At 47.0% G+C, this 23,890-nt stretch carries 25 protein-coding genes and 1 riboswitch; all 25 genes read right to left on the reverse strand.

Annotated elements, in window-relative coordinates:
* Positions 1–236 precede the first annotated feature (236 nt).
* Positions 237–1,577, reverse strand: coding sequence for a UDP-N-acetylglucosamine 1-carboxyvinyltransferase (gene murA / locus ACFQV5_RS06725; RefSeq protein WP_379244925.1), 1,341 nt, complete (start codon positions 1,575–1,577; stop codon positions 237–239).
* A gap of 529 nt (positions 1,578–2,106) precedes the next feature.
* Positions 2,107–2,364, reverse strand: a complete 258-nt coding sequence (locus ACFQV5_RS06730) for a DUF1146 family protein (protein ID WP_379244927.1) — start codon at positions 2,362–2,364, stop codon at positions 2,107–2,109.
* A 255-nt stretch (positions 2,365–2,619) separates the two neighbouring features.
* A complete protein-coding gene (locus ACFQV5_RS06735; protein WP_379244929.1) occupies positions 2,620–3,033 on the reverse strand; it encodes a F0F1 ATP synthase subunit epsilon in 414 nt (137 codons plus the stop codon).
* 95 nt (positions 3,034–3,128) lie between these two features.
* On the reverse strand, positions 3,129–4,529 hold the full coding sequence (gene atpD, locus ACFQV5_RS06740) for a F0F1 ATP synthase subunit beta (RefSeq protein ID WP_379244931.1): 1,401 nt from the start codon (positions 4,527–4,529) through the stop codon (positions 3,129–3,131).
* Positions 4,530–4,629: 100 nt separating this feature from the next.
* Complete coding sequence (atpG, locus tag ACFQV5_RS06745; protein WP_379244933.1) at positions 4,630–5,487, reverse strand: ATP synthase F1 subunit gamma; 858 nt, start codon at positions 5,485–5,487, stop codon at positions 4,630–4,632.
* Between the two features lie 270 nt (positions 5,488–5,757).
* Complete coding sequence (gene atpA / locus ACFQV5_RS06750; protein WP_379244935.1) at positions 5,758–7,272, reverse strand: F0F1 ATP synthase subunit alpha; 1,515 nt, start codon at positions 7,270–7,272, stop codon at positions 5,758–5,760.
* A gap of 18 nt (positions 7,273–7,290) precedes the next feature.
* Complete coding sequence (locus tag ACFQV5_RS06755; RefSeq protein WP_379244937.1) at positions 7,291–7,836, reverse strand: F0F1 ATP synthase subunit delta; 546 nt, start codon at positions 7,834–7,836, stop codon at positions 7,291–7,293.
* A complete protein-coding gene (atpF, locus tag ACFQV5_RS06760) occupies positions 7,833–8,321 on the reverse strand; it encodes a F0F1 ATP synthase subunit B (protein ID WP_379244939.1) in 489 nt (162 codons plus the stop codon). Before atpF ends, ACFQV5_RS06755 begins: the two co-directional genes overlap by 4 nt.
* A 95-nt stretch (positions 8,322–8,416) precedes the next feature.
* Positions 8,417–8,629 (reverse strand): F0F1 ATP synthase subunit C, encoded by a 213-nt coding sequence (atpE, locus tag ACFQV5_RS06765; RefSeq protein WP_006213098.1) that lies wholly within the window; start codon positions 8,627–8,629, stop codon positions 8,417–8,419.
* Between the two features lie 99 nt (positions 8,630–8,728).
* Positions 8,729–9,496 carry a F0F1 ATP synthase subunit A gene (atpB, locus tag ACFQV5_RS06770; protein ID WP_379244942.1) on the reverse strand — a complete coding sequence of 256 codons (768 nt, stop codon included), beginning with the start codon at positions 9,494–9,496 and terminating at the stop codon, positions 8,729–8,731.
* A gap of 34 nt (positions 9,497–9,530) precedes the next feature.
* A complete protein-coding gene (locus ACFQV5_RS06775; RefSeq protein WP_379244944.1) occupies positions 9,531–9,911 on the reverse strand; it encodes an ATP synthase subunit I in 381 nt (126 codons plus the stop codon).
* On the reverse strand, positions 9,904–10,137 hold the full coding sequence (locus tag ACFQV5_RS06780) for an ATPase F0F1 (protein ID WP_379244946.1): 234 nt from the start codon (positions 10,135–10,137) through the stop codon (positions 9,904–9,906). Before ACFQV5_RS06780 ends, ACFQV5_RS06775 begins: the two co-directional genes overlap by 8 nt.
* Positions 10,138–10,314: 177 nt before the next feature.
* The gene (wecB, locus tag ACFQV5_RS06785) at positions 10,315–11,472 is read right to left on the reverse strand and encodes a non-hydrolyzing UDP-N-acetylglucosamine 2-epimerase (RefSeq protein ID WP_379244948.1); all 1,158 of its coding nucleotides are present in this window, start codon (positions 11,470–11,472) and stop codon (positions 10,315–10,317) included.
* A gap of 48 nt (positions 11,473–11,520) precedes the next feature.
* Positions 11,521–12,150, reverse strand: coding sequence for a uracil phosphoribosyltransferase (upp, locus tag ACFQV5_RS06790; RefSeq protein WP_379244950.1), 630 nt, complete (start codon positions 12,148–12,150; stop codon positions 11,521–11,523).
* Positions 12,151–12,448: 298 nt separating this feature from the next.
* Complete coding sequence (gene glyA / locus ACFQV5_RS06795; RefSeq protein ID WP_379244952.1) at positions 12,449–13,699, reverse strand: serine hydroxymethyltransferase; 1,251 nt, start codon at positions 13,697–13,699, stop codon at positions 12,449–12,451.
* A 59-nt stretch (positions 13,700–13,758) separates the two neighbouring features.
* Positions 13,759–14,346 (reverse strand): TIGR01440 family protein, encoded by a 588-nt coding sequence (locus ACFQV5_RS06800; protein WP_379244954.1) that lies wholly within the window; start codon positions 14,344–14,346, stop codon positions 13,759–13,761.
* 72 nt (positions 14,347–14,418) lie between these two features.
* Positions 14,419–14,874 (reverse strand): ribose 5-phosphate isomerase B, encoded by a 456-nt coding sequence (gene rpiB, locus ACFQV5_RS06805; RefSeq protein WP_379244956.1) that lies wholly within the window; start codon positions 14,872–14,874, stop codon positions 14,419–14,421.
* Positions 14,875–15,027: 153 nt separating this feature from the next.
* Positions 15,028–15,110: riboswitch (ZMP/ZTP riboswitch) on the reverse strand.
* A 74-nt stretch (positions 15,111–15,184) separates the two neighbouring features.
* Positions 15,185–15,769 (reverse strand): low molecular weight protein arginine phosphatase, encoded by a 585-nt coding sequence (locus ACFQV5_RS06810; protein ID WP_379244958.1) that lies wholly within the window; start codon positions 15,767–15,769, stop codon positions 15,185–15,187.
* Between the two features lie 45 nt (positions 15,770–15,814).
* Entirely contained in the window at positions 15,815–16,375 is a 561-nt protein-coding gene (locus ACFQV5_RS06815) for a manganese efflux pump MntP (RefSeq protein WP_379244960.1), read from the reverse strand.
* Positions 16,376–16,517: 142 nt separating this feature from the next.
* Positions 16,518–17,717 (reverse strand): L-threonylcarbamoyladenylate synthase, encoded by a 1,200-nt coding sequence (locus tag ACFQV5_RS06820; protein WP_379244962.1) that lies wholly within the window; start codon positions 17,715–17,717, stop codon positions 16,518–16,520.
* A 285-nt stretch (positions 17,718–18,002) separates the two neighbouring features.
* Positions 18,003–18,701, reverse strand: a complete 699-nt coding sequence (gene spoIIR / locus ACFQV5_RS06825; RefSeq protein WP_379244964.1) for a stage II sporulation protein R — start codon at positions 18,699–18,701, stop codon at positions 18,003–18,005.
* Positions 18,702–18,855: 154 nt separating this feature from the next.
* Entirely contained in the window at positions 18,856–20,064 is a 1,209-nt protein-coding gene (locus tag ACFQV5_RS06830; RefSeq protein ID WP_379244966.1) for an FtsW/RodA/SpoVE family cell cycle protein, read from the reverse strand.
* Positions 20,065–20,565: 501 nt separating this feature from the next.
* Positions 20,566–21,750, reverse strand: coding sequence for an FtsW/RodA/SpoVE family cell cycle protein (locus ACFQV5_RS06835; protein WP_379244968.1), 1,185 nt, complete (start codon positions 21,748–21,750; stop codon positions 20,566–20,568).
* Between the two features lie 104 nt (positions 21,751–21,854).
* Entirely contained in the window at positions 21,855–22,730 is an 876-nt protein-coding gene (gene prmC, locus ACFQV5_RS06840; RefSeq protein ID WP_379244970.1) for a peptide chain release factor N(5)-glutamine methyltransferase, read from the reverse strand.
* Between the two features lie 4 nt (positions 22,731–22,734).
* Positions 22,735–23,802, reverse strand: coding sequence for a peptide chain release factor 1 (gene prfA / locus ACFQV5_RS06845; protein ID WP_379244972.1), 1,068 nt, complete (start codon positions 23,800–23,802; stop codon positions 22,735–22,737).
* Between the last annotated feature and the right edge of the window lie 88 nt (positions 23,803–23,890).

A 23,890-nucleotide genomic window follows, 5' to 3' on the forward strand; every position in this document is an offset into this window, starting at 1 on the left:
CCTCCTCTATGCAGCCCTAGATCATTCACAATTTATCCTAGGATCTAGATAAACCGGCTTCTATTCCTTTTTTGCTAGGTACTTATAATTATGAGAGCCTTTAAGTTGATAGAACCTTTTTAAGAGAGAGAGATAGCTTTTCGCTTTACTTCACGACAAAAAAAGAGCTCTGCCATATGGCAGAGCCCTTCGTTTGATATCATTCGGTTGTTTACAGCAATTTAGCAAGTTTTGAACTATACCCAAGTTGGCTGTACTTTAAATACTTTGTTCTCATCTGTCTTCGCAGGCTTCGGTGCTTTTTCAAATTCCTTATCATCTGTCGAAATTCGCCAGATATCCGCACCTAATCCAGAAAGCTTCTCAGCCAAGTGAACATAACCACGATCAATGTGGTGTGTTCCACCCACTTCAGTCGTTCCTTCAGACACAAGTCCTGCCAGAATAAGAGCAGCACCTGCACGCAGGTCCGTCGCAGTTACCTTCGCACCCGTCAAGCGAGAGCCTCCTGTCAAAATCGCAGAACGGCCTTCAACCTTGATCTCCGCGTTCATCAACTGGAATTCATCCACATGCATGAAGCGATTCTCAAATACGGTTTCGGTAATTACACTTGTACCTTCCGAAACAAGCAGAAGAGCCATCATCTGTGACTGCATATCTGTAGGGAATCCTGGGTATGGTAATGTCTTGACATCAACAGCCTTCAGTGGTTTATCCGCAATTACACGAATTCCATTCTCGTCTGGCTGGATCGTCACACCCATCTCTTCCATCTTGGAGATTACAGGTCCCAAATGATCTGCAATCGCGCCTTCCACATACACATCCCCGCCAGTAATCGCTGCAGCAGCCATAAAGGTTCCTGCTTCAATCCGGTCTGGAATAACGTTATGCTTCACACCATGCAGTTTCTCAACACCCTCGATACGAATAACTCCAGTGCCTGCACCGCGAACAATGGCGCCCATTCCGTTAAGGTAGTTCGCTAAATCGACAATTTCCGGCTCTTTCGCCGCATTTTCGATCGTTGTAACACCTTCAGCCAACGTGGCAGCCATCATAATATTTTCGGTAGCTCCTACACTGGCAACATCCAGATAAACCTTCGCGCCGCGTAGTCTGCCATTACTTTTAGCTTCAATATACCCCTGACCAAGGCTGATCTCCGCACCTAATGCTTCAAAACCTTTAAGATGCTGATCGATCGGTCTTGTACCAATCGCGCATCCACCCGGAAGTGAAATACGGGTACGACCGCACCGAGCCAGAAGTGGTCCCATGACCAAAAAAGAGGCGCGCATCTTCCGCACCCATTCATAAGGTGCTTCACATGTGGCTATGTGCTCTGCATTTACACGGATGACTTCGTCTTGATATGTAACGCGTGCACCAAGCGACTCCAACACTTTGCTAATTGTGATTACATCGTCAAGAGGAGGCGCATCGATAATGACACTTTCTCCCACTTCCCCAAGAAGAGAGGCAGCGATGATCGGAAGAACTGAATTTTTTGCTCCGCTGACTTTGACGCTTCCGGTCAATCTTTTGCCACCGCGGACGATAAATTTGCTCATTATGGTTTCCCTCCGCGTCCATAATTTCCTGTAATTGATAATCATTGTTTAATGTACTGCTAATTCTCTAAATGCCATCTTAACATTGTTGATTTCAACGTTACAAGCGATTATTGGACTATTTCTTATATTAGGAAATCATTACCTACAATTGAAGGAACTGTTCCTAGATACTTTTCGTAAATAACATATGGTTATATGCAGTCTTAGTTCTCAGAATAGCCTATGCGAAATATCTGTCTTGGTGACGCAAATTATAATCATGTAAACATTTATAGTCCTGTAGTCATTGGACTTTCGTACAGAATACTTATTCCTCAGTGTTGACATAATAAAAAGCGTTTATTCGACATCTTGCGCTGAGTAACCTAACAGAGATATAACCATTAAAACAATAATTAAAACAACCAAGCAGAAATGACAACATACCCCTAAAAAAAATGATTGCCATTCTGTATGCTCCATAAAATCATTCAATATCAATCAGTTTCATGACTTCTTAAAATTCATTATTCATTATTAAAACACTCTAAAACATATATCGGATCATTTGGCTCCACATCATATAGTCGATTAAGAATTCGGCTACAAAACGTCCAAGTACCACGGCAATTAACAAATGTAGCAGCTTACCTTGAGGGCTTTTGGGATTGCGGATTACCAAATCTAACTTTAAGGTTTGCAATGCCCACCACGCCAGCGCTATGCAGACAAGCGAAATGACAATAGACAACAATCCGCTAACGCCAACCGCACTAGAGACGGTGTTCGAAATTTCTTGATTCATTGCTCCCTCCTCTTTCATCGCGATATATCGCTCCTTAAAAGGACCGACCCTTCTATAATACTTGTCAGAGCAGCAAGAATCCAGTACTTTCTAATGCCATTTCCTCGGAAATAAAAAAATTTGATCGGAATGTCATACAAAAGATCTAATTATCCAATAATCTACTAACTCTCCATATGTAAACATTTCCTCTATTATATTTATTTACTATAAAAAAAGGCAGTCCAGCTTATAACAGCGGGACTGCCTTTCATTCTATTGATTGTTTCCATCGGAAATTTTAATCCGGTTCATAGCCCGTTGCAGAGCTAATTCAGCACGACGGTGGTCAATTTCATCTTGTCGTTTGCTTGCTTTCAAGCGAGCTTCAGCACGTTCTTTCGCGGCTTCAGCACGCTCCAGATCGATCTCTTCAGCTTTCTCAGCACTCTCCGCCAAGATAACAACCTTGTCCTTACGGACTTCAACGAAGCCCCCTTGTACTGCAAACGGGGTTCTTTCGTTTCCGATCTTCACGAACACAGGCGCTACCTGAAGTGGAGTAACAAACGGGATGTGTCCTGGTAAAATACCCAGTTCTCCTTCGACCCCGCGCACCGTAACACTGTTAACCTGCTCTGAAAAAACGAGTCGGTCCGGTGTTACGATCTCCAATAAAAAGGTGCTCACTTCCATCCCTCCTCACCGTTTTCCGCAGAAAACTCGCGTAGCAGGCGTCGTTCGTCATAGTTTCACGGACGACCCGCATATCACGGAGCGTCAGCTTACATAGTTTTTGCTTTTTCCACTGCTTCTTCGATTGTGCCAACGAACAGGAAAGCAGCTTCCGGAAGATGGTCATGCTTACCTTCCAGAATCTCTTTAAAGCTGCGAATGGTTTCTTTAACAGGCACATAAGTACCAGGCATTCCGTTAAACGCCTCCGCAACGTGGAACGGTTGGGAAAGGAAACGTTCGATACGACGAGCACGGTTAACGATAGCTTTATCGTCTTCGCTCAACTCATCCATACCAAGGATCGCGATAATATCTTGAAGCTCATTGTAACGAGCAAGAATTTGCTTAACACCTTGAGCTACATTGTAGTGCTCTTCGCCGACAATTTCAGGAGCCAGAATCCGTGAGCTTGAAGCAAGTGGATCTACCGCAGGATAGATACCTTTCTCGGAAATCTTACGCTCCAGGTTTGTTGTTGCATCCAAGTGAGCAAACGTCGTTGCCGGAGCTGGATCCGTATAGTCATCCGCCGGTACGTAGATTGCTTGAATGGAAGTAACAGAACCTTTTTTAGTGGACGTAATACGCTCTTGCAGACGACCCATTTCGGAAGCCAGCGTTGGCTGGTAACCTACCGCGGAAGGCATCCGGCCTAGAAGGGCGGAAACTTCAGAACCTGCTTGAGTGAAACGGAAGATGTTGTCGACAAACAGAAGAACGTCTTTTCCTTCTTGATCACGGAAATACTCCGCCATCGTCAAACCTGTCAAAGCTACACGAAGACGTGCGCCAGGAGGCTCGTTCATCTGACCGAACACCATCGCTGTTTTGCTGATAACGCCGGAATCTGTCATTTCGTGATAAAGGTCATTACCTTCACGAGTACGCTCACCTACACCGGCAAATACGGAAATACCGCCGTGCTCTTGAGCGATGTTGTTGATAAGTTCTTGAATCGCAACGGTTTTACCTACACCAGCACCACCGAAAAGGCCGATTTTACCACCTTTTTGGTATGGAGCCAGCAAGTCGATAACCTTGATTCCTGTTTCAAGCATTTCTGCTTGTGTGGAGAGTTCATCGTATGCTGGAGCTTCACGGTGAATTGGGTTGCTAATTTCAGAAACGACTGGACCTGCTTTATCGATAGGCTCACCAAGTACGTTAAATACACGACCCAGAGTTGCAGATCCTACAGGTACTGTAATAGGTGCTCCCAAATCTACGGCTTCCAGACCACGAGTTAAGCCGTCAGTTGACGACATCGCGATACAACGAACCAGATTGTCACCCAAATGGTTGGATACTTCCAAAGTCAGATCTATAGAACGGCCGCCTTCCACGGTGCCTTCAATTTTGATAGCGTTGAAGATCTCGGGAAGCTGACCGCGCTGAAATTCAATGTCAACTACAGCGCCTGTAATGCTGACAACGCGTCCTTTGTTCATCTTTTCGTTTTCCCTCCTACCCGTTCGTCTTATATAACGAACGATCATCGTAAAGCGGCACAACGTGCCGCATCTATTAACGGTATCTTATAAAATCAAATTATTGAGCGTCGGCTCCAGCCACAATCTCGGAAATTTCCTGAGTAATGGCGGCTTGACGGGCACGGTTGTACGTTAGAGTCAGATCGCCAATCATCTTGCTTGCGTTCTTCGTCGCAGCTCCCATTGCCGTCATCTTCGCACCTAGCTCACTCGCTTTTGCGTTAAGCATCGCGCTGAAAATAAGCGTCTCAGCGTACTTCGGAAGCAATGCTTCCAGTACGGCTTCTGGAGATGGCTCATATTCGTAGCTCGATACGTTAACGCCTCCACCAATGTTCTCCATTGGTAGCAGCTTAGTCGCTTCCGGATCCTGAGTCAAAGCATTCACGAACTTGTTGTAGCAAATGTACAACTCATCAATCTCACCCAGCTCATATTGACGAACAGCTGCGTTTGCGATGGACTTGATGTCCCCGAATGTAGGGCTGTCAGACAATTCTGTCAGCTCTTCAACAACCGGGAGATCACGACGGCGGAAATAATCACGGCCCTTACGTCCGATCACAAAGATGGAGTACTCATCTTTCGACTGATGGCGTTCTGCAATAATACCCGATACCTTACGCAAAATATTGGAGTTGGACGCTCCAGCAAGACCGCGGTCCGAGGTAATAACCAGGTAACCGGTTTTCTTGACCGCACGCTTCTCCAGCATTGGATGGCTGATTCCTTGGGTTCCAGCCGCGATGCTGCCTACAACTTCTTTCAGCTTCTCCGAGTAAGGAAGGGCAGCAGTTGCCTTTTCCTGTGCTCTTCTCAGCTTCGCTGCAGCAACCATCTCCATTGCTTTGGTGATTTGCTTGGTGTTCTGGATACTTTTGATCTGCCGTTTAATGTCACGTAATCCTCTTGCCATGTTTTCACCACCTCAAAACTTTGGCGGAGCCAAAGTTACTTCGTAAGCATCTACAAAACTTTGACGAAGTCAAAGTTACTTCGAAAGCATCTACAAAACTTTGACGAAGTCAAAGTTACTTCGAAAGCATAAACCTAAACTTTGGCGAAGCCAAAGCTAACTTCATGAACAATAACCTAGCTTTGGCTAGACCAAAGCAATCATCCATATGTTGAAAAAGGATGCCGGGCATGTGTGCCCGGCTCCCCTCCTATTGCACAGCTGAGGAGCTTATACCGAAGCTGCAAAGCCTTTTTTAAATTGATCGATTGCAGCTTTCAATGCTTCTTCATTGTCAGCTACCAAGTCCTTCGTATCGCGGATCGATTGCAGAATTTCAGGCTTGTTGCTCTCAACAAACGACAGGAATTCTTTCTCGAAACGACGAACGTTAGAAACCTCAACATCATCAAGGTATCCTTTTACTGCTGTATACAGGCTGACAACCTGCTGTTCAACAGAAAGCGGTTGGTTAACGCCTTGTTTCAAAATCTCCATCAGCCTCGAACCACGGTTCAAACGAGCCAATGTGGATTTATCCAAGTCGGAACCAAACTGGGAGAATGCTTGAAGTTCACGGTATTGAGCCAGGTCAAGTTTCAAACCGCCCGCAACCTTCTTCATCGCTTTGATCTGTGCGGAACCACCAACACGGGATACGGAAATACCCACGTTAATCGCTGGACGCTGACCGGAGTAGAACAATTCAGACTCCAAGAAGATCTGACCGTCTGTAATCGAGATTACGTTCGTAGGAATATATGCGGATACGTCAGAAGCTTGTGTTTCAATGAATGGCAATGCGGTTAATGAACCACCGCCGAGCTCATCACTAAGCTTCGCAGCACGTTCCAGCAAACGGGAGTGCAGATAGAATACGTCACCTGGATAAGCTTCACGGCCCGGAGGACGACGAAGGAGCAAGGACAATTCGCGGTATGCCGCAGCTTGCTTCGACAAGTCATCATAGATGATCAAGGCGTGCTCACCTTTATACATGAAGTACTCACCCATTGCGCAACCCGCATAAGGTGCGATGTATTGCAACGGAGCTGGCTCAGAAGCTGATGCCGTTACAATGATTGTGTACTCCAGAGCACCGTGACGGCGCAAAGTTTCAACAACCTGTGCTACTGTGGATTGTTTCTGTCCAATGGCAACGTAAATACATTTCACGCCGTTACCTTTTTGGTTCAGAATGGTGTCGATTGCAACCGTCGTTTTACCCGTTTGACGGTCACCGATGATCAACTCACGCTGTCCACGGCCGATTGGAACCATCGCGTCAATCGCTTTGATACCTGTTTGCATTGGCTCATGTACAGATTTACGATCGATAACACCTGGAGCATCGCTTTCAACCGGACGGTATTCAGCAGCCGCAATTGGGCCTTTGCCGTCAACAGGTTGTCCCAGAGGGTTAACAACACGTCCAAGCAACGCTTCACCAACAGGAACCTGCATGATGCGGCCTGTACGTTTAACCTGGTCGCCTTCCTTAATATCGGTGTATGGTCCTAAGATTACGACACCGACGTTGCTCTCCTCAAGGTTGAGCGCCAAACCTACAACGCCGTTAGGAAATTCTAACAATTCCCCGGACATAGCGTTCTCTAGGCCGTATACGCGAGCAATACCGTCACTTACTTGAATAACTGTACCCACTTCAGAGACAGTAATGTCGGATTTATATTCTTCAATCTGACTTTTAATTAAAGTACTAATTTCTTCAGGTCTGATACTCAACGTTTTCACCCCTATCTACTATGCTTGTCTATTAAAAGACTTTTCAAGACGATCCAGCTTGCCGGCCAAAGTGCCGTCATACAGCATATCGCCGATAACTACCTTAAGACCGCCTAGCAGACTCTCATCAACGACATTGTTCACGCGGATCTTCTGCTGTGTCATCTGGCCGAATTCCGAAGCCACTTGTTCTTTCTCCCCATCACTTAACGGGTATGTAGAATATACCGTGGCATCAGCCATTCCGAGGCTCGCTCCCTGAATTTTCACATAACTGTTCAGTAATTCAGTGAAAAGATCCGTGCGTCCTTTTTCGAGAAGCAGCTCAATCGTATTCAGAACAGGCTTCGATATCTTCCCTGCGAGTGCTCTGTTTAAGACATCCATCTTAACGGAACGGGGAATGTTGGGTGTAGAAATGAACTTCTGTGTATCAGCGTCTCCTGCGATAGCTGCTACAACTGCTCTCAGTTCTTGTTCCACTTCCAGCCCCTTCTGCTGCTGAGCCGCTACTTCGAACAGCGCTCGCGCATATCGCTTGGCTGCTACTGTATCCTGGCTCATGGTCTGCCTCCTACCTCTTTCAGGTATTGATCCACCAATTCTTCCTGAACGTTATCATTCTTCACTTCGCGCTCAAGCAATTTGGAAGCAATCTTAACCGATACACTACCCAGCTCGCTGCGAAGTTCAGCAACTGCTTTGTTCTTCTCGCTCTCGATGTCGCGAACGGCTTCTGATTTGATACGGGATGCTTCTTCGCTAGCCAACTCCAGGATCTGCTCAGCCTGCTTGTTGCTTGTTTGTTTTGAACGTTCGATAATTTCGTGAGCTTCTTGACGAGCTTGCTCAAGAGCTTGCTTCTGTTGCTCAACGTAAGTAATCGCTTGCTCCCGGGTTTGCGCAGCTTCATTCATTTGGTTCATAACCAATTCACGACGCTGTTCCATGATCGCGAACAACTTACTGAATGCAAACTTGTGAAGAAGAACATACAGAACACCAAATGCAAGAATTGAGATTACAATAGTTTCCCATACTATAGTCACCTAAGTCACTCCTTTCCGTTAGTACGATGTGCGGTTCCTAACAAAACGAAGGCGCGGATGGCATCGGCCCTCCCCGCCAAACCGTTGTATTGTTATTAAGAAAACATGATCAAGAAAGCAATAACGGTAGCAGCGAGTGGAACTACCTCGACGATACCAACACCGATAAACATTGTTGTTTGCAATGGACCACGTGCTTCTGGCTGACGAGCGATAGATTCTACTGTTCTACTTACGATCATACCGTTACCAAGACCTGCGCCCAACGCGCCCAAACCTACTGCAATAGCTGCTGCTAAAAATTCCATTGTTAAATATCCTCCTCAAAATTGTTTGAAATTTGTGTTTAATATAATATATCTCTGTTGAAATTCTTCACTCGTAAGCGACGAATTTCTCGGAGTTTATTAATGTGCTTCTTCTTCGTGTATCGTCGTCTGTGCAATGTAGACCATCGTCAGTATAGTGAAGATAAAGGCTTGCAATGCACCAATGAATATACTGAAGCCTTGCCACGCAGCCAAGAACGGAATTCCGAAAAATCCCATCTTCAGGATAACCGTGATCAATACTTCACCAGCAAAAATGTTAGCGAACAAACGAATAGCAAGCGCAACCGGTTTTGCCAAGTTCTCAATGATGTTCAGTGGCAAGAACACTGGATACGGCTCAAGATAGTGTTTGAGATAGTGTTTGCGATTCAGTTTCAGACCCAGAATGTTCATGAGCAAGAACACAACAATCGCTAGTCCTGCGGTAACATTAATATCTGCTGTCGGCGACTTCCACCACAATACGTGTGCATAGTGTCCAGCCTCAAGTCCCACAGTTGCCAAGATCGTCTGTCCGAAAACTTTGAAGTCTGCCGGCAAATCAGTAATTACAGCAAATGGCAGCCCCAAAAGGTTGGCTACAAAGATGAACAATATCAATGTCAATCCGAGCGATATGTACGCTTTACCCTTCTTCAAGTCCATCGCACTGGATACGATACCCTGTACGAATTCCACAACCCATTCCATAAAGTTTTGAAGTTTGGAAGGGTTTTCTACAGAAAGATTACGAACAGACAAACGCGCCAAGATAAACACGATAACCCCGGTTACTAAGAGCATTAACACAGCTGACAGATCAATATTCAATCCGCCAAGTTTAATAATTGGTGATTCATGCATGTAATTTTTTTCACCCCTTTCCAATTAGCGTTGATCAGGCCTTATTTCGTAAGCTAACAATAATGCTGACTGGAATGGTCAACAGTTGGGGGATGAACAGTCCCGCAATGGTTGCACCGAGCGATATCTGCTCGAATTTCACAGCAATCATCACAATCAGAAAAGCGATGCAAAGTCTTGTGACAAATCCAAAGCTGAACCGTTTACGTTCTTGACTTATAGCCAAGTCCGCCAACTGCCTCACTTTAACGGAGAGAAAGCGAACATTAATCAAGCCCCCTGCCAGACCCATGATAAGCCCTACAAAAACAGGGCGATGATCGGCATATAAAGCCCATCCTAAAAAGAAGGCGGACAATAAGAGCAGTGTCACTCTCGTTACAGCGTTCACAATGGATGTCGTCAAATCATTCACTTTGCGCCCCCAGAAATTTTTTAATGAGAAGAGCAATATTCAAAATCCCTACAAAGAGCCCTGTAACGGTTCCAATCGCGATCCAGTATCTGGGCCCGTCCATTAAATCGGCAAGCCACTTTCCACCGAAAAAACCGATCAGAATGTAAGCCGCCAGTAATCCTCCGGCACCACTAATATAAAGTGCAATCAACCAAGGGTGATCTTGACTATTTGGATTTTTCATATTAAACCTCTAATCCCAACTCATTTTACTGAATATAACAATGCTTTGTCAATGAATCGATAGCATGGTTTGAGTGTATACAACAAAGCATTTCGCGCAGTTTGAGCTGCGCAAAATGCCGCTAGAACCGTACAGTACAACTGTATGCTGTGATGTTCGTCACCATAAACGATATTTTTATGCTTTTGTGAACATTGTGTGAAATTCTTCAGGACGTTCATTTTTGATACCGAAATGGTGCAAAATCGCATTGACAATGCGTTCGGAAGCGTGCCCGTCACCGTAAGGATTCGCTGCCTGACTCATGGAATCATACAGCTCTTTATCGGTTAGCAGAGCTTTAGTACGTGTGTAAACATCCTCTTCATGGGTACCTACCAATTCGAGTGTTCCTGCATCGATTCCTTCCGGACGCTCCGTTGTATCCCGAAGTACCAATACCGGTACACCGAATGATGGAGCTTCTTCCTGCATACCGCCGGAATCCGTTAAGATCAAATGCGTATGAGCATAGATGTTATGTGTTTCTACGACATCCAACGGATCAATCAGCTTGATACGCGGATGGTTGCCCAGAATCTCATGTGCCGGCTCTTTAACCGCAGGGCTTAGATGAACCGGATACACTATGGCGATATCCTCGAACTCGTCAGCAATCCGTTTAATGGCACGGAATATATTCCGGTGCGGTTCACCCTGAGATTCACGGCGATGCGCCGTCATCAGGATCAATCGCTTTCCAGCCGCCCAGTCTAGAACAGGGTGTGTGTAATCAGGCTGTACTGTGTATTTAAACACATCTGTAACCGTGTTGCCTGTGACGTAAATGGTTGACTCATTCTTATTCTCTTTACGAAGGTTGTCCGCAGACCAATTCGTTGGAGAGAAGTGAACATCTGCGAGTACCCCAGTCAGTTGGCGATTCATCTCCTCAGGATAAGGGGAGAGTTTATTCCATGTGCGAAGACCCGCTTCCACATGACCAACCTGAATTTTCTGCAAGAAAGCCGCATAGCTCGCAAGGAATGTTGTGAGCGTGTCACCATGAACAAGTACGATATCCGGTTTCGCTTCCCGCAAGACGGGTTCCAGACCTTCCAGAACTCGCACCGTAATCTCATTCAGGGTCTGCTGGTCTTTCATGACATCAAGGTCATAATCTGGAACAATCTTAAACACATCCAGTACCTGATCAAGCATTTGGCGGTGCTGTGCGGTAACGCAGACTACAGACTCGATATGCTCAGGATGACGCTGTAATTCCAAGATGAGCGGCGCCATTTTGATAGCTTCTGGTCGAACGCCAAAAATGGTCATCACTTTAACTTTAGACAAACTCGGTACCCCCTATTCACTAGCACTCTATATATTTGTTACAAGTTATTACTTCGTTCCGTAGAGACGGTCTCCTGCATCACCAAGTCCAGGAATGATATAACCGTGGTCATCCAGTCCTTCATCCAGAGCAGCTACATAAATATCAACATCCGGATGCGCTTCTTGAACAGCCTTAACTCCTTCAGGTGCTGCAACCAAGTTCATCATCTTAATCTGGGTGCAACCGCGTTTCTTCAACACGTCAATCGCTGCGATAGCAGATCCACCTGTTGCAAGCATAGGGTCGATAACGATCAACTCACGCTCGGTTACATCTGTAGGCAGTTTGGTGTAATATTCTACCGGTTGCAGTGTCTCTGGATCACGGAATAGTCCCACATGACCTACCTTTGCCGCAGGAAGCAGCTTAACTACACCATCCAGCATCCCAAGACCGGCACGCAAAATCGGGATAAGACCCAGCATACGTCCCGAGATCACTTTACCTTCTGTCTCAGCGACTGGAGTCTGTACTGCAATGGATTCCAGCGGTATATCACGAGTAATTTCATAAGCCATCAGTGTTGCAACTTCGTCAACAAGTTCGCGAAAGTCTTTCGTGTTAGTCCGCATGTCGCGGATAAATGTCAGTTTGTGTTGAATCAATGGGTGATCACAAATCACCAATTTTCCCATGTCAGGTCCCTCCGGTAAGTACGAATATGTTCTTCAATATGGATATGAATTCTAGTGATCTCCATAAATCCTAACTATTATATCACTCTCCGCTTTGATTTTACACCTGCAAGCGTCATGATTCCTTTTGTCTAATAATGGGCACGAAATCATGAATACACCCTAGCATACTATGTTTTCCATTTTGTCAAAAAAAGATGCCCATTCTTTCAATTTCGCAAAAAAAAGTCCCCGCCTTCAACGAAGACGAGGACTCGGACAAGGCTAAAGCCTTAAGTCTGCCAAATTATCTATTTAATTAATATTTCATTTCTGGGTACAAAGGATACTTCTCTGTCAGTTCAGCCACCATGCGGCTTGCTTTAGCAAGTGTTTCCTCGTCATTTGGCTGACGCAGGGTAAGAGCAATGATCTTACCGATCTGAACCATCGCTTCTTCATCCATACCGCGGGAAGTTACAGCCGGCGTACCAATGCGGATACCGCTTGTTACGAAAGGACTTGTAGGATCGAACGGAATCGCATTCTTGTTCACTGTGATTCCGATGGAATCAAGAACCTTCTCCGCATCTTTACCGGTAATGTCGAGGTTACGCGTATCAACCAGCATCAGGTGATTGTCGGTTCCGCCGGACACGATGTTAAGTCCTTCGGAAATTAACGTTTCCGCCAATACTTTAGCGTTCTTCACAACTTGCTGCGCATGCTCCTTGAAGGATGGTTCGAGCGCTTCACCCAGAGCAACTGCTTTGGATGCGATCACGTGCATAAGTGGTCCACCTTGGGAACCTGGGAATACAGCTTTATCGATCGCTGCTGCCCATGGCTGCTTACAAAGAATCATACCGCCACGTGGTCCGCGCAGTGTTTTGTGTGTTGTTGTCGTTACAAAATGTGCATGCGGTACTGGGTTAGGATGCAGACCTGCAGCAACAAGACCCGCAATATGAGCCATATCAACCATGAACAACGCACCTACGTCGTTCGCGATAGAAGCCAGTGCTTCGAAATCGATTGTACGCGGATATGCACTTGCGCCTGCAACGATCAGACGTGGACGGTGCTTGAAAGCCGCTTTGCGTACTTCGTTGTAGTCGATAAGGAACGTATCTTCCTGAACACCATAAGCAACAAAGTTATACAAAAGACCAGATGCATTAACAGGACTTCCGTGGGTCAAGTGCCCGCCGTGTGCCAAATTCATACCAAGTACAGTGTCACCAGGCTTCAATGCAGCCAAATATACAGCCATGTTCGCCTGTGCTCCAGAGTGAGGCTGAACGTTGACATGTTCTGCACCGAACAATTCTTTTGCACGGTCACGAGCCAGATCTTCCACAATATCAACACGTTCACAACCGCCGTAGTAACGTTTGCCTGGGTATCCTTCAGCATATTTATTAGTCAGTACGGAACCCATCGCTTCCATAACTGCTTCACTCACGATATTCTCGGAAGCGATAAGCTCAATATTGCTGCGTTGACGTTTCAGTTCCAAATTCATAGCTTCCAGGACAGCCGGGTCTTGCTTACGCAAATTCTCCATCATTAAAGGTTCCTCCCCAAAATTAAATAATTATATGGTACATCATCAATCACAGCCCAAACTTAATCACATGCTGATGAATCGTTCTCCTGCTCCAACCGATACTTGGCCCTCTCCCCGCCGATTAGCTTCGGTCTCGTGAAAGCCGCAGTCACACGCGCCTCTCCGATATACCGGATACTTGGGCGAAAAGGTACCGCAACACGGCGCAGATGCATTCCAATCATCGTCTCACCGATATCTACGCCAGCATGAGCTAAGATACTCTCTGCAAGACACGGGTCTTTAAAACGGCGATAAGCCGCAGAAGCCATGGAACCGCCCGCATGCGGAACCGGTACAGCAGCAACTTCTGTTAGTCCCAAGTGTTCAAGCAATTCGCGCTCCACCACAAGTGCACGGTTCAAATGCTCGCAACACTGAAAAGCGGTGTAAAAACCATACGCTGTTTGTACTTCCATAATGGCATCCAGCACTTGATTAGCTGTTTCGAGCGCTCCACCGGTACCAATCCGGCGACCCACAATTTCACTAGTGCTCGTTCCAACAACCAGCACCTTGCCTGGTCCAAGACTTGCAGCCTCGGCTAACTCTTTCACAACTGTCACGGTTTGCTCTTTCAACGCATGATCAATCGGGTAATCTGTCATGTCACAGCCCTCCATGGAGTTCGTCTGAATGCAACTGCTTTATGCAAAGTTACCGTCATTCCTGGAATGAACTTACTTCTTCAAGTAACGTTCCTCGATCGCTTTAATCTTGTTCACTCTGCCCACATGCCGCTCACCTTGACTAAACTCCGTTTCAAGCCAAGCGGTTACGATTTCTGCTGCGAGTCCAGGTCCTACCACTCGTTCACCGAGAGCAAGCACGTTGCTGTCATTATGCTCACGGGTAGCTTTTGCCGAAAACACATCATGCGTCAGCGCACAGCGGATGCCCGGCACCTTGTTCGCTGCAATACTCATACCGATTCCCGTTCCGCAGATTAGAATTCCACGATCAGCCTCTCCGGAAACAACCTTCTCGCATACCGGAAGCGCGTAATCAGGATAATCTACCGAATCAGAACAACCACAGCCCAAATCTTCAACCTCATGTCCAAGGCTACGAATGACCTGTGAAATTTCTTCTCTCAAACGAATACCGGCATGATCTGTGCCCAATGCGATTTTCATATGAAAAACCCCCTAATAAGTTTCATCTTTTGTCTTTCGCATTTTTGCAGAATATCGCAAAACGCGCGTACAACAACTTGTATCATTATAACCCAAATTGTCATCAAAAGACGAAAAAAAGAGCAGTCCGCGCACGTGAAATGTGCACCAAATGCTCTTTGCCCAGGCGACCGGCCGTATGTTTCCGGTGCTCCATCGTGGTTTCATCCACTTCGTCGCCAGTTACACCGGAATCCGTGTTTTTCCCCTTCATCTTAAATCAAACGCTGAGGAAAAGCAACGGATAATTTGCGTATATGTGATCCAATTCCTATTTATTCTCAAGATCCAGTTTGTCCAGTAAGCGAAACAACGCTGAACGGATTTCCGCTGCCGTTGCCTCATAATCCTCGAGAGAGCCGCCGAATGGATCGGAAATATCAAAGCTCGGAATCCGCTGTCTGAGTTCAATAAGTCTTACTTTATCCTGCTCCAGCAACTCGCCGCCAAGAGATCTCGTCATCTCCATCGACGCGAGAAGACTGTCCTGTTCTTGCAAATCACGAAGCACCCGCTCATCATTCTCAACGTATTCCTTTAACGTGTGAACTTTGTCCGCAGCATAGGGGAACTGACGAATCGCGTACTGCTTATGGGATAATGTCAATGTCAGAATAAGATCTGCCCATTCCACCAAATCTATGCTTAAAGGTTTAGATGTCAATCCATCCTCGATTTGCTGATCCCGAAGCACCGACTCCGCATGTGATGAAATCGGCATTCCTTCAATAGCTGCAACACCAGCAGAACGTACCTCAAGGGCGATTCCTCTCCCCTTGGCAAGTTTACGCAGCATACCTTCAGCCATCGGACTGCGACAGGTGTTGCCGGTACAAACGAACAATATGTTTTTCACGGTCTCCACCTCCCCTAAATTGTATACTTTACTGCCGTTATTGTATCAAAATATAAACATCAAACCAAATGCAAGCAGAATGACGCCGCCTAACATTTCTCCGTATTCACCAAGTTTGCTAGCTGCCTGCCGACCAATTGTCAGCCCTAAGATGGACATAAGCCCGCCAATAACACCAAATGAAATGACAATCGGCAGCATATCTTTCACAAACATCCCCAGCGAGACACCTACTGAGAAGGAGTCGATACTGACGCTGAGTGAAAACAGTAGCATGCCGAGCAGCGTTGTGGGATTTACAAACCCTCCCTCTTCTTTTCGAAAAGAGTTCCAGATCATATGTCCACCAAGAAGCACAAGGAGACCTCCTGCGGCAAACCCCGTAACTTGTCCGAGCAAAGCTCCAACATATCGGCCGGCAACCAGCCCGATCAACGGCATGATCATATGAAAAAAGGCGATCAGTAAACTGATCATCAGGATATGTCTCAGCCGGATACCTCTCATGCCAACGCCAATTCCTAATGAAAATGCATCAAGCCCGAGCGCCACAGCCATAATTAAGATGGTCGCGAGCTGCCCTGATTGGATTGAAGTTTCCAACATCTGAATTTCCCCCAAGTCCCTATGGTCTTGTACACCATATGCGGACAAGGGGCGATTCATACCTGATTTTGCATCGAGGGGGTCAGAGAGAAACCCGTCCTAATCATGCGGCCTCACCTAATTTATCGTGGCAGCAACCTCATTAATCCATTTCATCTGCTAGTAAAATATGATGGCCTGCCGCCTTAAGCAGCCGGTTCATCACTGCGGCGCCAAGGCCTTTCTCCGGGCAGGATTCAGCCAGGAGAAAGGTCGCGCCCTCTTCATCGAATTGGCGCAGCCCGGCGTAAAGCCGCTTAGCCGCTTCCTCAGGTGCGGCCAAGCTGCCGAGCGAGACGACGACGTCTGCGCGGTAGTGACCGATGTGCTCGTCGAACGACAGCACACCGGTCTTTTCTCCGCGCGCCTTCGCGGCGTCAAGCTCGGCCTGGATCTTGGCGGACACAGCGTCTGCCGTCCGCCCTTGTACGATGCACAGCGCACCTTTGGGTGCGTAGTGCGTGTACTTCATGCCCGGCGAGCGAGGCGCCGGGCTGTCAGTGCCACCGGCGCGCGTAAGCGCCGGGTCGCGCTGCACGCTTGCCGCAATGGCGGCAAGCTGCTCTTCCGTGACGCCGCCGGGGCGAAGCACCGTCACGGCACCGTCCTGGCCTACCTGCACGACCGTCGACTCGACACCGACCCCGGCGGGGCCGCCGTCGAGAATGCCGTCGATGCTGCCGGCCAGGTCCTCAAACACATGGCTGGCCAGCGTTGGGCTCGGCCGGCCAGAACGGTTCGCGCTCGGTGCCGCGAGCGGACAGCCTGCGGCGCTGATCAGTGCCAGCGCCACCTTATGATCCGGCATGCGGATCGCAACCGTATCCAGCCCAGCTGTCACGCGCGGGGATACCGCGCTTGGCTTCACAGGTAAGACCAGTGTCAGCGGTCCCGGCCAGTAAGCTTCCATCAAACGCCGCTCTGTATCATTCACACCAAGAACAAGATCCTCGAGCTGTGACAGATCGGAAATATGCACGATAAGAGGGTTGTCCGACGGACGCCCTTTGGCCGCAAATATTTGTTCCACCGCAGCAGTATTTCCAGCATCCGCGCCAAGGCCATACACCGTTTCGGTCGGAAAAGCTACCGTTCCGCCTGCAGCAAGCACTTCGCCCGCTTCCTTCAATACACGAGCATCCTCATCTGCGTTGCCCACCTTGAAAGAGTCCATATTGCTGGTTGGCATACTGTCGTTATCATTCAGGCATATCCGCCACATGGTTGTGACTGTCTTCCGTTCCTGAAGTTCTTGTCCGTGAATTCCGTTCTCTTCCCGTTCTCGTTCTCGTTCCATCGTCATCCCAAACTTTCTATATAGTAGATCATCCTGCAAGCAATCTGTTCAGCGTGCCAACAGAATGGATTGTGAATGTCTTCTGTCAGTTATCCCAAAAGAAAAAGCGCTTGTATCCTCCAGCCACGGGTAACCTGCAACAGGTCCTGCGCTAAAGAGAAAGCACTCTTCTACTTAAAATTGTATCATATTCCACCACGAATGACGACAATCATCTCTTCTTGGTCTATCACCCGCACTTAGCCATGGCTCTTGTTAGGTGAAGGATGCACTCATACATGTCTATTCTACTTAAGCAAACAGCCCTGTCATCCAATCCCAAATACCTGCGAACAGATCCCACAGGAAGAACCGCACTTCTGGTTCACTGGAAGCCGCGCTTTCTCTTTCTTCTGTCGCTTTATTGCCATCAGCTTTCGCCGAAACGGTACGCACTTCGCTTTCTGCCGGTTGAGCTGCTGCATCACCACTCCCTGCATCAATGAAGCATAGCGGAGGGAACAGCACACACCACCAGTTCTGCCCTTTCCCTTCACCTAGTGTAATCCGTACAGCTTCATATTCACCCGCCGGATATACGGTGCCACCATAAAGCTTGGTTGGAAACGGAACCATGCCCAGATCGACATCATAGTCATATGTAATCCCGCGCTTGGACAGCTCTTGCCCGACCAGCTGGCGAATTTCCGGCAGATGATTACGAGTTAATGCCCTGGCTTCTTCCAAGCTTTGCGGATCATTCAATTCCAACACCCACTCTTGCATTTGAGCAACAACAGCATCCCTTATTTCACGCTTTACAAGCTGATCGGATGGATTGTCCGAGTTAGCCAATATACGAAGGCGGATCGATTGCTCCGGAATCGGCCCTCCTGTTACTGCTGCGTCAATTCGTTGTCCTTCCCAAACCATTACGATCATAAATAATATGGATAAGAGCATGATCATTTGTTTCACAATAATACGGAGTGTCTCGCTATGCTTTCTCATTAGGCCAGCCGCCTCTCCTGATAATCTATGATGTCTATCAGTATGTCCGGCTGATGAGAGAGTTAAACGTGTGATTCTAGTATTTTGTAAAAAAGATAGACTAGTAAAAAAAAGCCCCGAAGGGCTTCTCTCACCTAACTTATATACTTATGGATCACCCAGGAATCTCCCCAGAATGACTCGGCTTCGCGACCGTTCTATATGTGTTTAGCTCGGGTAGATCTTCGTCGATCTCTTGTCCATACAGCTTCACACTCATCACCACGCCCATACAAGCCATATTGATAATGAGCGAGGTTCCACCAAAGCTAATGAACGGTAATGTAATGCCCGTCAGTGGCATCAGCCCGATGAACATACCAATGTTCTCAAAGATCTGGTACAAGAACATCGATACGATGCCAACGATCAGAAATGGACCCGCACGCTCCCGGCACTCCAAAGCGATCAGTACCATCCGGTGGATGAGAATAAAATAGAGCAGCAGTAGCACGGAAGAACCAATAAAACCGAACTCCTCAGCAATTTGTACAAAAATAGAGTCAGAATAGGTGTAAGGTACACGGCCAGTTTGCACGGAGGTCCCCTGCATATAGCCTTCTCCACTCATACCGCCTGAGGCAATCGCCAGCTTGGCATTTGCCGTGTGATAGCTGTCGTCTTTTGACGCCTTTTCCGGTACAAGCCACGGATCAATCCGAGCCATCCAGTGTGTGCGGATGTCCTTCTCCTCCATAAACGCCTTAATGTCATCATGATAATGTATATAGGCCTGAATACCACCAAAGACGGATCCTGCCACAAGCACTACACCAATCAGCATATGTGTTATTTTAACGTGACCAATCCAAAGTAAGCCGAGTAAAATGATGACATAACTGAGCGCATTTCCGAGGTCATTGATTGCCATGACGAGCACGAACGGGATAAATGCTAAGAGTCCAATGGGTATAACATCCCGAATAAAGGACAACTGCGGTTTATTTTTACGAAATAAAATGAAGGTTAGAAAAATGATCAGAACAAGCTTAAATACCTCGGCCGGCTGCAAACTGAATGAACTTAGTCGAATCCATCCCTTTGAACCATTTAGGGTCGCACCGAAGAACATGACATACGCAAGCAGCGCTAAACCGCCCAAATAAATATATACGGCATATTTTATTAACAAGCGGTAATCCAGCAGACTCATGCCAAAAAAAGCGATAAAACCGAGGATGTAGAACTTCAGCATTTTCGTATGAGAACCTTGAAGTTCAGGATCCCCGATAGTGACGCTGTATATCGATGAAATGCTTATAATCATCATGACAGCTAGTACAGCAACCACAACGTAATCCATTTTTTTAATGTTTTGAAGCATAGTTACTCCTCCTGCACCGAAAGAAGCTTCGATGCCATTCGCTATATAAAGGAAAAATTTAACACCTGTTTCCTATTGTACGGAAATATAGAACGAATAACAACGTATCCTATGCTGCTTCATCAGATTATGCATCACTACGAATGCGGATCATTCTTCCGATCACTGTTGCCCCCGAATTTCTTCTGATTGTATAATTTATGTAGAATTTCGGAGGCAAAGGCGACCGCTTCGCTTCTCCAGAATGATTCCGCCTTCTCCGTTGTAGATTTAGTCCTCTTGAACCTACAAGCTGATTCCTGTATTCAACAGGAGTCAGCTTGTCATTTTTCTCCAGGTTCTCCTATTACCTCTAACTTAAGAATCCCTGGATAATGCTTAAACTCCTTCTAGCCTTTTTTCTTTAACATAAAAAAGCACCCCCTAGAATCACACTGGATTCACCCAAGGGTTCTCCAATGTCTATTCTAAGGGGTGCAATTCATTTAGCTTACAATGCTTTTAGCTTTTCTGTGTTGCTGTCCGGTACGTATTTGGTTCCGGCAGATCTTCATCGATCTCCCGTCCATGCAGCCTTACGCTCATGGCTACACCCAAACTTGCCATACTGATAACGAGCGACGTTCCGCCGAAACTGATAAACGGCAGCGTAATTCCCGTCAGCGGCATCAGACCAATGAACATCCCAATGTTCTCAAAAATCTGGTACAAGAACATCGATACGATACCAACGATTAAGAATGGACCCGCACGTTCTCTGCACTCCAGTGCAATCAGAATCATCCGGTGAATCAGAATAAAATACAACAACAGCAGTACCGAAGAACCAATAAACCCGTATTCCTCGGCGATCTGTACGAAAATGGAATCTGAATAGGTGTACGGTACCCGGCCTGATTGTACCGAAGTCCCCTGCATATACCCTTCTCCACTCATGCCGCCGGATGCTATTGCGAGCTTGGCATTATTCGTATGCCAACTTGCTTTTGCTGTAGCTTTATCCGGTACGAGCCAAGGATCAAGACGTTCCATCCAGTGTGCGCGTGAACCACTGCCGAGGGTTTCTTTCAACTCATCATGGTAATGAATATAGGCCATAGCACCACCAACGGCTAGGCTCCCCACAAGCACCAGGCCAATCAAAGCGTGTGAAAATTTCACATTTCCGATCCAGAGAAGTCCAAGCAAAATAATGACATAACTGAGTGCATTCCCAAGGTCGTTTATCCCCATGACAAGCACAAACGGTATGAACGCAAGCAGACCGACCGGGATCACATCCCGGGTAAAAGACAACTGTCGCTTGTTTTTCTTCACCAATACGTACGTCAGAAAAATAATCAAAATAAGCTTGAACATTTCAGCTGGCTGCAAACTGGCAAAGCCGAGACTGATCCAGCCCTGCGATCCGTTTATCGTGGCCCCGAAAAACATAACAAACACCAGCAATGCTAAACCAACCAAATAGATGTACAATGCATTTTTTATGAGAAGACGATAATCGAGCAGGCTTATTCCAAAAAAGGCAATAAAACCTACTATATAATATGCAATCATTCTTAAATGGGAGCCATCAAACTTCGGATCTCCCTTAGTAGCACTGTATATCGACGTAATGCTAATAATCATCAACATGACCAGCACGGTCACAATAATGAAATCAATCTTTTTAAACTTTTGAAGCATATTCGGTCCCCCTGTGCCTGAGATGAGCTTCTATGCTCCTTATGTCTAGATGGCAGTATAACATCTGTACTTACTATTGTAAGAAAAAATGGGCCGAATGACAATTACAGCGAAATTCCCAATACATGTCTATCAATACCGGCAAGGTCCGGTATGGTAATGATCTGTTCCCAATGACCTGCTGATCGCAGCAGCTCTGCCACATCTCCGGCCTGCCCCATGCCAAGTTCAAACGCAATGACACGCGGAGGCTTTGCGAGCAGCGGCAACTGCTCCATCATGATCCGGTAGGGATTCAACCCGTCCGCCCCGCCATCAAGTGCAGTGCGCGGCTCATGATCCCGAACCTCTGGCTGCAGGTCTTCAATATCCTCCGCCGGAATGTAAGGCGGGTTAGATACGATAATGTCAGGTGCCAGGCCCGCAAACGGCTCCAATAGATTGCCCAAACGGAATTCCACATTTGCGCCTAAGCGTTTCGCGTTACGCTGGGCCACTTTGAGCGCTTCTGGAGAAATATCGCTGGCTAACACGTGCCAGCTCGGAGACTTCAGCGCCAAAGTCACGCCGATAGCACCGCTCCCCGTGCCAATGTCCAAAGTCGTGAGTCCAGCTAACGAGCCCGCTTGTTTCAGCACTTCCTCTACCAATAGTTCTGTTTCAGGACGAGGAATGAGCACATCCGGGGTCACTTCAAAGGAAAGACCATAAAACTCTTGTTCACCAATAATATATTGAGCCGGCACACCGCTTCCCTTAAGGTTTACCGCCTCTTCCCATGCCGTACGGCGATCCGCCGGGAAAGGATCTGGCAACGCCATATAGTAAGCTGTGCCGCTTAAATCAAGTACATACTCAAGCAGCAGCTTTGCATTGTGCTGTGCTTCCATCACTCCGCAGTTCTCTAAAAAAGAAGAAGCCTCTATGTAGGCTTCTCTTATACTGCGCTCCGGCGTCGATACAAATGATTTCCGCTCCAAAGCGTTATTCTCCTTTATCCATCATTTCGGCTTGCTCTGCAAGAGTCAATGCTGAAACGATTTCCTCAATTTCTCCGTTCATGACCTGATCCAACTTGTGTAGTGTCAGACCAATACGGTGATCCGTTACCCGGCTTTGTGGGAAATTGTAAGTCCGAATACGCTCACTGCGGTCACCGGTACCTACTTTGCTCTTACGTTCGCCGGAATACTTCGCTTCTTCTTCCTGACGCATCATGTCATAGATACGGGTACGAAGCACTTGCAGCGCCTTCTCCTTGTTGGAGTTCTGCGATTTCCCGTCCTGACATGTTGCCACGATACCTGTTGGTACGTGGGTAACCCGTACGGCTGACTTCGTCGTGTTAACGGACTGTCCGCCCGCGCCGCTGGAGCAGAATGTGTCGACACGAATATCCTTATCATGGATCTCGATATCCACTTCTTCCGCTTCCGGCATCACAGCTACCGTTGAGGTAGATGTGTGAATCCGGCCACCTGATTCTGTAGCTGGAATACGCTGCACACGGTGTGCTCCACTTTCGAATTTCATTTTGCTGTACGCACCGCGGCCGTTGATCAGGAAGATAACCTCTTTGAATCCACCAAGATCATTCGAATTGACGTCCATAAGCTCGACCTTCCAGCCTTGGCTGTCTGCATAACGAGTGTACATCCGGTATAGATCTGCTGCAAATAGTGCCGCTTCATCTCCACCAGCTGCACCGCGAATTTCCACGATAACGTTCTTGTCATCATTCGGATCCTTAGGCAATAACAGAACTCGGATTGTCTCCTCCAGCGACTGCTGGCGTGAGCTCAATTCATCGATTTCCATCTTCACCATCTCGCGCATTTCATCATCCAGCTTCTCATTCTGCATGGTCTTGGCAGCTTCGAGCTCTTCAATCACGTTCTTATATTCAACAAAGGCCTCGTAAGCAGGCTGCAAATCGGATTGTTCTTTGGAATAATCCCTCAACTTCTTCGAGTCGCTTGCAACGTCGGGATCGCAGAGTAACTCGCTTAATTTTTCATAACGGTCCGCAAGGGATTGCAATCGGTCCAACAAGGGTATTCACCTCTCTACATATATATTTCCTGAGTATGTTAAAACAAAAGATTATCATTTATTCACTTTAAACGACTTTTTATTTTAC

It is taken from the genome of Paenibacillus sp. GCM10028914 (genome assembly GCF_042666275.1).
Classification (GTDB): Bacteria; Bacillota; Bacilli; order Paenibacillales; family Paenibacillaceae; genus Paenibacillus_AQ.

Excerpts from the sequence above, each read along its gene's own strand:
- murA (WP_379244925.1), bottom strand. The coding sequence starts at position 1,577 with ATGAGCAAATTTATCGTCCGCGGTGGCAAAAGATTGACCGGAAGCGTC.
- ACFQV5_RS06730 (WP_379244927.1), bottom strand. The coding sequence starts at position 2,364 with ATGAATCAAGAAATTTCGAACACCGTCTCTAGTGCGGTTGGCGTTAGC.
- atpD (WP_379244931.1), bottom strand. The coding sequence starts at position 4,529 with ATGAACAAAGGACGCGTTGTCAGCATTACAGGCGCTGTAGTTGACATT.
- atpG (WP_379244933.1), bottom strand. The coding sequence starts at position 5,487 with ATGGCAAGAGGATTACGTGACATTAAACGGCAGATCAAAAGTATCCAG.
- ACFQV5_RS06755 (WP_379244937.1), bottom strand. The coding sequence starts at position 7,836 with ATGAGCCAGGATACAGTAGCAGCCAAGCGATATGCGCGAGCGCTGTTC.
- atpE (WP_006213098.1), bottom strand. The coding sequence starts at position 8,629 with ATGGAATTTTTAGCAGCAGCTATTGCAGTAGGTTTGGGCGCGTTGGGC.
- atpB (WP_379244942.1), bottom strand. The coding sequence starts at position 9,496 with ATGCATGAATCACCAATTATTAAACTTGGCGGATTGAATATTGATCTG.
- ACFQV5_RS06780 (WP_379244946.1), bottom strand. The coding sequence starts at position 10,137 with ATGAAAAATCCAAATAGTCAAGATCACCCTTGGTTGATTGCACTTTAT.
- upp (WP_379244950.1), bottom strand. The coding sequence starts at position 12,150 with ATGGGAAAATTGGTGATTTGTGATCACCCATTGATTCAACACAAACTG.
- glyA (WP_379244952.1), bottom strand. The coding sequence starts at position 13,699 with ATGATGGAGAATTTGCGTAAGCAAGACCCGGCTGTCCTGGAAGCTATG.
- ACFQV5_RS06800 (WP_379244954.1), bottom strand. The coding sequence starts at position 14,346 with ATGACAGATTACCCGATTGATCATGCGTTGAAAGAGCAAACCGTGACA.
- rpiB (WP_379244956.1), bottom strand. The coding sequence starts at position 14,874 with ATGAAAATCGCATTGGGCACAGATCATGCCGGTATTCGTTTGAGAGAA.
- ACFQV5_RS06815 (WP_379244960.1), bottom strand. The coding sequence starts at position 16,375 with ATGTTGGAAACTTCAATCCAATCAGGGCAGCTCGCGACCATCTTAATT.
- ACFQV5_RS06820 (WP_379244962.1), bottom strand. The coding sequence starts at position 17,717 with ATGACGATGGAACGAGAACGAGAACGGGAAGAGAACGGAATTCACGGA.
- spoIIR (WP_379244964.1), bottom strand. The coding sequence starts at position 18,701 with ATGAGAAAGCATAGCGAGACACTCCGTATTATTGTGAAACAAATGATC.
- ACFQV5_RS06830 (WP_379244966.1), bottom strand. The coding sequence starts at position 20,064 with ATGCTTCAAAACATTAAAAAAATGGATTACGTTGTGGTTGCTGTACTA.
- ACFQV5_RS06835 (WP_379244968.1), bottom strand. The coding sequence starts at position 21,750 with ATGCTTCAAAAGTTTAAAAAGATTGATTTCATTATTGTGACCGTGCTG.